Genomic DNA, 12,690 nt, shown 5'->3' on the forward strand with positions numbered 1-12,690 from the left:
TAGTATTTTCTTAGTTTTATTTTAATATGTTTTATTTATTTTCAATTATTAACTTAGTGTTACTTTGTTTACTTTGTTTTCTTAAATATCGTTGATAACTGTTTGTTCCAATAAAAATATAATAAATAACAATATTAATAGAACCTATTAATACTGATACTAAACCAAAATATAATAATAAAGTAACTTTAAAAGAAGAAAAAGAAAAAATAATACCTAAAATAATTAAAAAAAAGCCAGTAAACTGTATAAACTTTCAAGCATTAAATTTAAAAGATTTTTTTGGCATAATATTGCTCCTAATAATAGTATATTTTCTATAATTATATCATTTTCATAAAAAAAGCAAAATTTTTAATTATTAAACGTTAATTATCATAACTTCATAACATGTGTCGTAAAATTAATAGCTTCCTCATATGTATTAAAAAGAAAAAATAAAGGTTTATTTTTAAAATTAATTTCGATACCAATATATTTTTGTTTATTTTTTATATACTTATTTTTCTCTCAAAAAAATGTAATGTTATTAACATTAGTCAATGAAATTATTTGTGGTTCAAAAGGATCAATAAAATAAATATTTTTTTGAGAAATTAATAAATCAATTTGATTTAAGGGGATAAAATCTGATGATTTTATAAAATTAATATCTCTAACTTTATAACGTAAAAATATTTTTTTGTTAGCATTTTTAGCCACATCAGCTGTAGTTTTCAAGATAATATTTTGACCAGAAATCTTAGCAAGGTGTTGATATTGACCTAAAATAACTTTGCCACTATAATAAATATCCTCTTTAATCTCTGCAATTGAGACCGGTAACTCTTTAGTTTTTAATGGTTTAATTTTTAAATTTTGATATGTATTATTGATATCATTAGTAATTTTTAATATTTTTTTCTGTTTATTCTTTCTAATTAATAGTATTAATGTTGTTAATATAATTAATATTGCTACACAAACAATAATAATTAAAATTATTCATCAATTCATAATATTATCTCCTTTTTTAATACTCTTATCTAATAATTTTATCATTAAAACTATCAAAAATCGTTGATGGCTTATTATCTAAAATCTCACCTGCTACTTTATAATTTAAAGTAGGGAAGTTTATATCATGATAGTTAGTAATTGGTTGTTGATTACTTAAATTACAACTTGTAGCTACTAAAGGGCCTGTTAATTTTGTTAATTCTTGAATAAAATGTGAAGCACTAACTCTAATTGCTATTGTTTTTTTATTTATTCAATATTGAGTATTCAAACTAGATTGTTTCAACACAATAACAGTAACTTTACCAACATTAAAATTTTTTAGTAAAAATGATTGTAATTCTTCACTAATTACACCAATAATTTTAGCTTGTTCCCAACTGCCTACTAAAACTGATAATGGTTTATTATAATTACGCTTCTTAATTTGATAAATTTTATTAATAGCTTTATCATCATTAAATTTACAAGCAAGACCATAAATAGTATCTGTTGGTAACGCAACAATTTCGCCATTAATAATGACTTCACTAATTTCTTTAATTTGATTTTGTTGAAAAATTATCATGAAAGCACCATTCTAAAATTTTTAACTAAATTATACACTTATTACTTTAAATATAATAGTTGTTATCTTAGAAAAAACAAGAAAAAGATGCTGATATGAATACCTATATATTATAATAAAATATCAACAAAAAAATATTTTTATTAAAAAAAATTAAATTATGTGTAAAAAACATCTTTAACAATAAGTTTAAAGATGTTTTTACATAAAAATGTAGAGGAAATTAACATTAAATTGTAATGATTGATTGTATTATTTTATAAATATGACTAATACTTTTAATATTAGTATTGATCATTTTCTTAAATAAAGAAATTCATAAATGTATTCAATTATAATTTTGAGTATTGCTTTTATTAGTAAATAAAATAAAAATAAAGTTGATTTTAAATTTGTTATGAAATATTAAAGGGATTTTTGTATATAAAAGGATAATAGGGAAATTATAATTTGGAACAGGTATTAATTGATTTATTAATAATATTTTTTCATAAATATAATTTTTAATTATTGAGCATTCATCAATATCTAAAAATTCTAAATTCAAATTATATTTTTTCATAAATATTTTTTGAAATGCTCATAAAATAGACTTAATACTATAAAATTTTTCTTGGAGATAAAAATTAAACACCGTAATTAAATGTTGAATTCTTTTTAACATCACTCATTTTATTTTTTCATTAATATTTTTTTCTAATCGATAATTTCACGAATTCTCATTAATAATAATGACAGTAATATTTTTATATTTATCTAAATGATAATTATTATAGATATTTACCTTTTCAATTAATATGCAAGGTTTTTGATTTAGTAAGTGCAGTTTAAAACTATTATTTAAGTTATTTTTTTGGGAAATAATTAAAATATTAGAAAAGTTTACTTTTATAAATGAATTTATTTGAACTTTAGCATAGGAGTCATCAATTAAAAATATACATAAGGGAATATTTCAGTTTTCATTTTCTATAAAACTTTTATGAAAAGTAGTCATCAAAAATTTATTTCTTAAAAGATTAAGGTTAGGAAAATAATCATTTTTTAATTGTGAATTTATAATAAAAAGTAGTTGTTGTCCTCATTGGTAATCACTTTCTATTTTAAATAGATCCTCCAAATCAAAACTAATATCACGATAATAATTAAATTGTAATTTGAATCAATTATCACTAAGAAAACTATTCAAAATACTTTTAAAAACATTTCAATATAAAGGCACCTGATATTGACAAGTAATAAAGGAAAATATTTTTTGAGTAATATTGTCAATTTCTGAAGTTATATTTGGAAATAATTGAATATCAACTTTAATATTAAGTAAGCAAACAAAATTAAAATAATTAGTTTCAAATTGATCAAACTTAATATCAAATTCTTTAGCAATTATTAATATAAATTCTTTAATTTCTTTTTTGACATTTAAACTTAAACTAAATTCAATTTCGTTATTTTTTTCAAGAAAAAAATTAAGTTTAATTCTTCTGACATTAATTGTTAAAAATCATATCAACTGTTCATCATAATATTTTTTATAACCGATATTAATCATTATAATTTTTATTTTTTTATATATATAAGTTAGGACCTTATCATCAGTTAGGAAAAGATTTTCATCTTTACCAATACGTTCTATAATAATAATAGCGGTTATAAATCGTAAATGTTGTTCATAACCAACTAATCGAAAACCCTTATTATGTTCAAATTTTACTTTTAATCTTAAATTTTGGTTAGCTAAAAAATTATTCAAATAAACAATATCTTTTTTTAAATTATGCTTATTTGTATTACTTATATTATTTATAAGTCATTTACTAGTTAAATGTTTTTTTTGTCATACAAACATTAAGAATAAATTACTCATTGTCACAAAAGGATATTCATTAGGTGTGTGGATAAATTGTGCAAGCAAAGTATTTATTGCAATTATTTCATTGTCACCATTAATTACAAATTGTTCATGTTTTCTAACAATATTACAATTACTAATTTTCATTAATAGTTTATTAATAAAAGCAACGTTTCTCTGCAAAGTTCGAAATGTAACATTAAATTTTTGCATTAGAAATGGTATATTAACTGAACAAGAATATTGAAAATATTTTAGTATTTCAATGATACGCCACATTAAAACTGCCCCCATTATCCTAATTGAAAGGTTAAATAAAATTTTCCTTTTTAAAAAATAAAATAGTCACCTTGTGAGTGACAAAATTATTACTCTAAAATTGTTTTTATGTGTTATAATGCGTGCCAAATAAATAACATTCTTCATTTATTATTAATATCTTTAACAAATTGATAGTTACATTGTGGTAAATATTTTTTAATAAGATCGTTTAATGCTGCTTTTTGATGAAAGCCAAATTCAAAAGCTAATAAAAATGATTGTTTTAAAACAAGATGACATTGTTGAAAGATTTGTTGATAAAAATACAAGCCTTTATTAGCAGCAAATAAAGCTAATTCTGGTTCATATTGTAAATTATCAATTAAAAAATTGTTTGCTGTTTTATCAATATATGGTGGATTGGCAACAATAATATTAAACTTGTAGTCTTTAAGATTGTTAAAGATATCACTTTCAATAAATTTAATATTATGTAGATTAAAATGATCATTATTAATCTTAGCGATATTTAATGCATTATTGCTAATATCACTCGCTATGACATCTCAATTAGATTTTTTTAAAGCCAAACTAATAGCAATGACACCACTGCCTGTTCCTAAGTCTAAAACTGTTAAATCATCATTATTAAAAATGTTTTGTGCATAAACAAAAACATTTTTAACTAATTCTTCAGTTTCACTACGAGGAATCAAGACACGATTATTAACAATAAACTTACGATCAAGAAATCACTGATAACCAACAATATACTGTCAGGGATAGCCAGCAACAATTTTTTTAATTGTTTTTAAATATAATGGTAAAAAATTTGTTGTTACTGTTTGATTAAGATTTGCATATAATCATGATAAATCTTTATTAATAAACTGTAATAAAATTATCTTATTAATTTGTTCATTCTTTTTATTAATTTTTTTTGCTAATAAAAGATAATCTTTATAAGTCATTAATTGTTACTCCAAAATAAATATTTATTGAAAATTAACATTTGAATTATTCTTTTTTGACATTTTTTTTATTAAATTATTAATAATTAAAATTAAAATAATAATACTAAAAATAAATAAGAAAGTAATTGTTAATAAACAAATAATTGGAAAAAGAATAATATAACTGCAAATGCTAATAATAAAACCAAAGTTATTAATATTATTAGTATTAATATTTTGCAAAAATTCTAAGTTTTTTCATAATACATAATGAAAAATCAAACTAGCGGTGCTAGCAAATCATAATGTTAAAACTAAAAATAAAATATGAATAATACCACCGCTAATAATTGTTGCAATAAATGTTCCTAATGTTACATATAAAAAGATAACTGATATTAAAAATAAAATTTTTGTTCGAGTATCTAAAATATTAAAATTCATAATAATTTTCTTCCTTTTTTTATTTTAATATGGTAATATTTTCATCAATATTTTCTAATTTTTCTTTTTGTTCATTACTTATTAGCGCAATAATAATTTCATCAATATTACCTTCCATAATCCGATCTAATTTTAATAGAGATAAACCAATGCGATGATCAGTTACTCTATTTTGCGGATAGTTATATGTTCTAATTTTTTCTGAACGATCACCACTACCAACAGCAGTTTTTCGTAAATTACCAATTCTTCCTTGTTCCTCCTCAACTTTTTTTTCATAAAGCTTAGCTCTTAATACTCGCATTGCTTTATCTTTATTATCATGCTGACTTCGTCCATCTTGTGAAGTCACAACAATTCCTGTTGGAATATGAGTAATTCTGATCGCTGAATCAGTAGTATTAACATGTTGGCCACCAGCACCACTCGAACGATAAGTATCAATTCTTAAATCAGAATTATTTATTTTAATTTCAACTTCATTAACTTCTGGTAATACGACAACCGTAGCAATTGAAGTATGAACTCGTCCTTGTGATTCAGTCTTTGGAACTCTTTGAACACGATGGCCACCAGCTTCAAATTTTAATTTAGCAAATATATGTTTACCTTTAACTATAAAAGCGATGTAACTAAAACCACCATTTACTGCCTCTTTTGCTTCAATTGTTTCAATTTTTCATTTTTGAATTTCACAATACTTATTATACATGCGATATAAGTCACCAGCAAAAATATTTGCTTCATCACCACCAACAGCACCTCTAATTTCAATAATAACGTTTTTATCATCATTAATATCTTTGGAAATTAATGTTAGTTTTAATTCATTTTCTGCATTTGCTAATGCAACTTCATTTGTTTTAATATCTGTTTTAAACATTTCACAAAGTTCTTGATCTTGTTCTGTTGCTAATGCTTTTTTGGTTTCAATTATTTCATCATTAATTTTTTGATATTTTCCATATTGTTCAATAATTGGTGCTAGACGACTACGTTCTTTATTTAATTCAGTATATTTTTCACGAGTAATTGCACTATGATTTTCTAATTGTTTTTCAATTTCATGATATTTTTTAGCAAGTTGCATTAATTGTTCTAATGTTTTTTGATTCATAATTTCACACCTGATTTATTTTTTCTGATCATTTATTAAAACACGATGGTGACTACGACAACGTGCTTCATATTGTTCTTGGGCACCAATTAAAATAATTTCATCATCATATCTAGCTTCGCGACCATTAATAATACGTTGCGTTCTTGTTGCTGCTTTACCACATTCAACGCAAATAGCATCTAATTTAGTTACAAATTCTGCTAAAGCTAATAATTCTTTAGTAACAGCAAATGGTTCACCACGGAAGTCTTGGTCTAATCCAGCAACAATAACTTGCTTATTTTGATTGGCTAATGTTTTAATTACTTCAATAATTGATGGTTTAAAAAATTGAACTTCATCAATAGCAATTGCTTCAACTGTTGCATCAACATATTTTAATATTTGCATTGGATCATCAATTACCGTTGCTATAATTGATACTCCTTTATGACTTACAACTTTTTTGGCATCATAACGAACATCAACCACTGGTTTAAAAACTAATACTTTGCGTTTAGCATATTGTAAACGATTAATACGACGCATAAATTCTTCAGTTTTACCAGCAAACATGCAGCCAGTAATTACTTCAATTCATCCTTCATTATAACGATTATACATTTTTTCTACTCCATCTCTAACTTTTTAATTACTTGTTAAGTGTGGCGGTTTACTAGCAACTTTATCTAAACTATCAAGTAATTTTTCGACTTCATCAATGTTTTGTAAATATACTCCTGCTGCTGTTTGATGACCACCACCACCAAATTGTGCAATAACATCATTAATTATTCATTTAGCACTACGAGCACTAATCTTAATTTTACTATTAAATTGATCATAAACAGCAATTAATCAAATTTTAATACCAGCAATATTTGACATAACATTAACTTGACTAGTTAAATCCTCTTGGCTTAAAATAACTTCATCTTTAATATTTAACATTTTATTTTGATTAATAATTATTGTTTGTAAGTCATTAATTATTTTATCGCTAAATACGATATAAGCAACTCCATTATTAGTAATTTTAAAATTTGATAAAATATATCCTTTTAATCTTGCAATTTTTAAATTTTGGATATATAAACTTTGATATAAATCTAATAAATTAAAACCTTTATTAATTAAAAAACTAGCAATTTGAAAAGTTTCTTCATTAACAGAACGATATAAAAATCGACCAGAATCAGTAACTAAACCAAAGAACAAATCCCTAGCTGCTAAAGCAGAAACTTTTAAATTTAGTAGTTGCGCTCATTTTGCTACTACTTGACAAGCAGCAGAAGCTGTTTCTTCAATTAAATTAAGATCACCATACTTATCAATAATAGGATGGTGATCAATTTTGACTATCTTTTTTGCTTCTTGTCAAAACTCACCACTAATTCGTTCGCGATTAGCAGTATCACAAACTATTACTAATGCATTTTGATAATCTTCTTTTTTAACAAAAGTTGGCGATGGAAAAAATGATGCCATTTGTTCATTGTTTTCACCAGGAGCAAATACTTTTTTATTTTCAAAATTATCTTCAATAATTCTTTTTAATCCTCACTGTGTTCCCAAAGCATCACCATCAGGATTAATATGACGATGAATAATAATCGGGTTACTAATTTTTATTAATTGATAAATTTCCTGTGCTTGTTGTTTAAATATATTCATAAAATATTACTACCTTTCTATCATGTACCAATTAATTGTTTAGTTTCATCATCAAAAACAAAAATCGAGTTTTTAGTAATACTCATTCAGCCAATAGTTCCTATTTCAAAATTATTATTGTTATTTGTTAAAACTTCAAACTCTTCACCATTAGCGGTTTCAATTGATAAATATGCTTCTTTTTCATTAACCTCAGTAATGTTTTTAATAACACCTTTAATAATAATTGTATTTTTAAAAAAAGTAAACTTTGGTTTTTTGATACTAAACAAAATACTATTTGATTTAAAAGCAATTGTCGAAGCAGTTTTCTTATTAAATTTTCCCAAATTGACATCATAAAAATATAAATTATGAGCATTTCATACTCCTTTGGCAATATTAATATGTTGTTCATTCATTTCTTTTAATAAGTTTAAAGATAATGGTTTAGTAATTATTTCACTAACATTTCCTTGCTGAATAATTATTTCATTTTCAATAACAGTAACATCAGTTGCTAATAAATTAATATCAACTTGATTATTAGTAGTAAAAAAAATTATTATTTTTAAAAACTTTTGTAATTTTTTAATTCAATTTGCTAATTGTTCTTTATTATCATTATTTAAAAGTTCAAATGGATTATGTAAAATTAAAACTTTAGTTGGAACAATTAATTGTTGAATAATTTTTATTAATTGTCGTTCGACAATTGTTAACTTTGTTAAACGTAATGGTAATAAATGACTTAATTCTAAATTTTCAAAAATCATAACAATATTTTCACCAATTAAATCACGAACATCAACTAACTGTGAATATAAAGTGTGTAGTTGTTGTTGATATATTTCTTTATCTTGCAACTCAGGATCTTTTAAAATTTTATCATGATAAATTTTAATTTCATCTTTAATATTTTTCAAAAGTAAATACATTTCATCTGGTAAAAGTTGCATTGCCACAAAATCTTGCTTCATATTAAATTTAATTCTTTGTACTTCTGCTAAATCAATTCATTGTTCTAAAGTTTGATCAATTTGACCACGAGTACATTTTATTTGTTGATATGAAAGTAAATGATTAAGTTCATTATTAAAGCTTTGATTATAATTGTTACAAGTTTTTAAAGTAGTTCTAATTTCACTTCTCGTAGCACTAATTTCGCGATTTAAATAATTATTTATCTCTTTAATAACAAAAGTAATTTCACGTAATTGAAATTCTGATTTTCGTTCTCTGGGTGGCTTACACCCACAAAAGCATGGTCCAACTAAACTTTCTAAACTAGAAATACGATCTTGTAATGATTGTAAAAATAATAAGTTATTATTAGCAATAATATTGGCTTCTTCAGCAGTAAATTTTTTAATTAAAATATCTATTAATTTTTCACTACCAGGGAAGTTAAATTTTTCTTTAGCAAAATTTTTATGAAAATGATTAATTTGATATTGATATTCTTTAATAAAATTATCACGAGTACTTTGTGTTTCATTAATAAAATTAATAATAATATTAATTAATTTATCTTTAAAATAACCACTATCTAAGTTTAAGCCAGTATTTTTTAAATTTTCAATATCGATCTTTATTTTTTGATTAAAGTTACTGATTTCTTGTAAAAAAGGTTTATTAGCAAATGCTGTTCTTGCTAGGTTATGTTGAATACTAAAAAGCTTATTTCAACCTTGTAGTTGCATACTAACATAAACTATTTTTCGTTCAAAGGCAGTACTATTATAAGTAACATCAAGATCATTAATTAAGATTTTACCTTCGATAATAGTAGTGTTGCCAGCTAAAGCATTAATCAATTTTTCATTATTATCTTCATCATTACTAAAAATTGCTAAACAAGTAGGATATTTTCCTTCAAAACTTCAATTTTTTACCGCTTTTTCAACAGATAAATTAACAATGTTAAATTTAAGGTTATTAGTTTCAGATAAACAATATTTGATACCTTGACTTATTGCTAATTTATTAAATTGAGATGATTTTTCCATAAAACCATTCCTTACCTTAAAGTTACATAATATATAATTATACTAGTTATCCAATCAAAATTACATTGTATATTTATTGGATAATATATATATAATATTTTAACTTAATTAATATTAAAAATGGTTGTAAATAATTTTACGGTAATAATACAAAAAAAAGAAACTAATAATATAGTTTCTACTTTAATTAAAATTATTTTTTAACTTGTTTAGTATCAGTTAATTTTAGAACATCTTTTGCTGTTTCTAATACAATCGTTTTATTGTTTTGTGTTTTTGGTTTGTTTGCTCCGACAGTTTTTGTTTTTATTTCAGCTTGTTTACTTGCTTTTGTATTAAAGCGTTCAACTCTTCCTTTTGCTGAAACAAATGATTGTTTTCCAGTATAAAATGGATGACAACTTGAACATGTATCAACGCGAATTTCTTTACCCTTCGTTGAACCACTAATAAAATTATTACTACATGTTATACATGTTACTTTAGTTTGAAAGTATTCTGGATGGATATTTGGTTTTGCCATAGTTTCACCTCACTTATAAAATTACTATTAATAAAAAGTACTTAAAAATAATATCATTAACAATATAAAAAAGCAAATAAATATTAATACAAAAACTTACTAGTATTAAAAAGCAATTTAGTTTCTATCAATTTAAAATTTAATGATATCTAGTTAATTGCACTAGAACACATTTTTTTTACAGGATAATTTACTAAAATAAAAAAATATTTATCATTAATATTTATTTGCTTTTTTAAGCATAGAAAAAAACGAGTTTTACTTATTGATTTAGACCCACAAGGTAACTTCACTTAAATGCTGTCAATTAAATCCAGAAAAAACCATTTTCTATTTTTAAAATTTCTGATGGAACTTGTTAAGTAGCCATTATGGATAAAATTGGAGATGGTGCTAAAGTTGTAAAATCTTATACTATCAAAACTCTTAAAACAATACATTAAAAGTTCCAATTATAGTATCTACTATTGTTACGACAGCAAACTTAAATTTAACTAAATAAGAAAAGAAAAATGTTTTAAAAATTTAGAATTGTAACTAAAAAATATAAAAATCGTAGAAAAAGATTTAATTTAATAGCTTCAATTTATAATTTAGGACTATTATTTTAGTTTTGTACCAATTCTAATAAGAATAATATTAAACTTAAAAGAGTTACTTAATCGTAGCTAATTCTTATTTTTAAAACTTATTAAAAAACACTATAAAATAAAATTATGTTAAAAATTTAGGAAAGGTAAGATATATGAAAAAAATATTTAGTATGTTAGGAGCAATTAGTATAATTTTAACAGGAACAATAAACTTATTTGCTTGTAATGAAAATAGTCATTTTAAATTTTTAACTAATTTTTCTTATATTACTGGAAAAATTAATGTTGATAAAAATAACAATATTTATACTACTAATATAAATAATAGTGATGTTTTTAAGTATAAAAATGAAAATGAAGAAGAAAAAATTGGAAATACCAATGGTCCTGTATTTAGTAATATAATTTTTGATAAAGATGATAATGTTTATTTTGGAAATGTTCATGGAGAAATTTTAAAATATGATGCAAAATTAAATCAACTTTTAATAATTTGTAAAATGCAGGATATTAGATTTAGAATTAAATCTTTGTGTATTGATAAAAATAATTATATAATTTACTACTTATATGATTCAAAAGTATATAAATATGATATAAAAAATAAAATTTACACAGAAATAATAAATTATTCAAATACAGAAGTAAATGTTTTAACCATTGATAAAAAAGGTAATCTTTATATTGGTGGATGATCTTTTGTTTACAAATATAATACAATTTTGAACAAAGAAGAAAAAATAAATGTTATTGGTGATATTGATATTTTAGAAGTTGATAGTAATAATAATGTCTATGCTGGTCAAAATAGCAACAATTATAGTATCAATAAAATTAGCAATGATTTTTCAAGTTGCTTTTCTTTTTCTCCAAAAATGACTTATAATCACTTAATTATTGATAATAAAAACAATGTTTATATAACAAATAAAAATAAAATTTATAAAAATATTAGTGAATCGAAAGAAGAAATTTTTAATGAAATATTTGTTGCAAAGGATAAAATAAAATATTTTATTTTTGGAGAAAATCAAAAAATTTATTTTATTACAAATAATTCTTTATTTAGACTTATTCCATAATTATACGTTGTGAACATCTAAGATAAGTAGACACAAAATATAAGTTTTGTGTTAAAAATATTTTAAGGAAAGTGTTCAATTTTTATAACTAAATGATTATCAAAAGAAAAAAAATATATAAAAAGGAAAATAAAAATAATTGATAAAACCATATTAAAATTCTAGTAATAAATCACAAAAAATGTAAATATTAATTTTTAATTAAAATATTTAACGTAAATAAATGTTAAAACATAAAATAAAAGTATATAATAAAATTACTTTTATTTGTATAGAACAAAATAATTAAAAAAATTAAACATAAACACAAATTCAAATGATCTTTAAAAACTTTAGTTTCTATATTAAAAAATAGGAACTTTTTTATGAAAAGGTTTTTCATTACTAAGTCAACATATTTTTTAAATAATGTTTACTTTTTTTCTCCAAATTGCACTACCATATTTTTATCATCAAAAATTGGTTCAATTTTTTTATTAGAATTATCTGATACATTATGATTATCTATTTTTTTTATTATCATTTAGTTGTTTTGTTTTTTTATTTAATTCCTTTTCAATTTTTAAATAAAATTTGGTTTTTCGCCCCTTATGTAATATTTAAATGCTAAGAAAATCCTAATTTAAATATAAATAGTTCATGAGGTAATGAGAA

General features: G+C 22.3%; 12 protein-coding genes and 1 pseudogene. 2 read left to right on the forward strand and 11 right to left on the reverse strand.

What is annotated here, in order from left to right; translation table 4 throughout:
* Window positions 1–31: 31 nt before the first annotated feature.
* The 11 genes from ACQH25_RS06535 to rpmE all read right to left on the reverse strand — a co-directional run bounded on the left by ACQH25_RS06535 (window position 32) and on the right by rpmE (window position 10,361).
* Window positions 32–289 carry a hypothetical protein gene (locus ACQH25_RS06535; RefSeq protein ID WP_425381201.1) on the reverse strand — a complete coding sequence of 86 codons (258 nt, stop codon included), beginning with the start codon at window positions 287–289 and terminating at the stop codon, window positions 32–34.
* 83 nt (window positions 290–372) lie between these two features.
* Window positions 373–996 (reverse strand): hypothetical protein, encoded by a 624-nt coding sequence (locus tag ACQH25_RS06540; RefSeq protein WP_425381202.1) that lies wholly within the window; start codon window positions 994–996, stop codon window positions 373–375.
* A 25-nt stretch (window positions 997–1,021) separates the two neighbouring features.
* Window positions 1,022–1,567, reverse strand: coding sequence for an L-threonylcarbamoyladenylate synthase (locus ACQH25_RS06545; protein WP_425381203.1), 546 nt, complete (start codon window positions 1,565–1,567; stop codon window positions 1,022–1,024).
* A gap of 229 nt (window positions 1,568–1,796) precedes the next feature.
* Window positions 1,797–3,566: a hypothetical protein gene (locus ACQH25_RS06550; protein WP_425381204.1), complete on the reverse strand. Its 1,770-nt coding sequence runs from the start codon at window positions 3,564–3,566 to the stop codon at window positions 1,797–1,799.
* 245 nt (window positions 3,567–3,811) lie between these two features.
* Window positions 3,812–4,651, reverse strand: coding sequence for a peptide chain release factor N(5)-glutamine methyltransferase (gene prmC / locus ACQH25_RS06555; protein WP_425381205.1), 840 nt, complete (start codon window positions 4,649–4,651; stop codon window positions 3,812–3,814).
* A 24-nt stretch (window positions 4,652–4,675) separates the two neighbouring features.
* Window positions 4,676–5,077: a hypothetical protein gene (locus ACQH25_RS06560; protein ID WP_425381206.1), complete on the reverse strand. Its 402-nt coding sequence runs from the start codon at window positions 5,075–5,077 to the stop codon at window positions 4,676–4,678.
* Between the two features lie 19 nt (window positions 5,078–5,096).
* Window positions 5,097–6,194 (reverse strand): peptide chain release factor 1, encoded by a 1,098-nt coding sequence (gene prfA, locus ACQH25_RS06565; protein ID WP_425381207.1) that lies wholly within the window; start codon window positions 6,192–6,194, stop codon window positions 5,097–5,099.
* 15 nt (window positions 6,195–6,209) lie between these two features.
* On the reverse strand, window positions 6,210–6,800 hold the full coding sequence (locus ACQH25_RS06570) for a thymidine kinase (protein WP_425381208.1): 591 nt from the start codon (window positions 6,798–6,800) through the stop codon (window positions 6,210–6,212).
* Window positions 6,801–6,824: 24 nt separating this feature from the next.
* Window positions 6,825–7,850 carry a DHH family phosphoesterase gene (locus ACQH25_RS06575; protein ID WP_425381209.1) on the reverse strand — a complete coding sequence of 342 codons (1,026 nt, stop codon included), beginning with the start codon at window positions 7,848–7,850 and terminating at the stop codon, window positions 6,825–6,827.
* 17 nt (window positions 7,851–7,867) lie between these two features.
* Window positions 7,868–9,838 (reverse strand): hypothetical protein, encoded by a 1,971-nt coding sequence (locus ACQH25_RS06580; protein WP_425381210.1) that lies wholly within the window; start codon window positions 9,836–9,838, stop codon window positions 7,868–7,870.
* Window positions 9,839–10,031: 193 nt separating this feature from the next.
* Window positions 10,032–10,361 (reverse strand): 50S ribosomal protein L31, encoded by a 330-nt coding sequence (gene rpmE, locus ACQH25_RS06585; protein ID WP_425381211.1) that lies wholly within the window; start codon window positions 10,359–10,361, stop codon window positions 10,032–10,034.
* A gap of 521 nt (window positions 10,362–10,882) precedes the next feature.
* On the opposite strand from rpmE, the pseudogene ACQH25_RS06590 reads away from it, so the two are divergent.
* Together ACQH25_RS06590 and ACQH25_RS06595 are read left to right on the forward strand one after the other, a co-directional pair.
* Window positions 10,883–10,972, forward strand: a pseudogene (locus ACQH25_RS06590) (IS5/IS1182 family transposase); the annotation flags it as partial.
* A 134-nt stretch (window positions 10,973–11,106) separates the two neighbouring features.
* The gene (locus ACQH25_RS06595; protein WP_425381212.1) at window positions 11,107–12,036 is read left to right on the forward strand and encodes a hypothetical protein; all 930 of its coding nucleotides are present in this window, start codon (window positions 11,107–11,109) and stop codon (window positions 12,034–12,036) included.
* The last annotated feature ends 654 nt before the right edge of the window (window positions 12,037–12,690 follow it).

This window comes from Spiroplasma endosymbiont of Polydrusus pterygomalis, from assembly GCF_964030825.1.
Lineage (GTDB): Bacteria > Bacillota_I > Bacilli_A > Mycoplasmatales > VBWQ01 > Spiroplasma_E.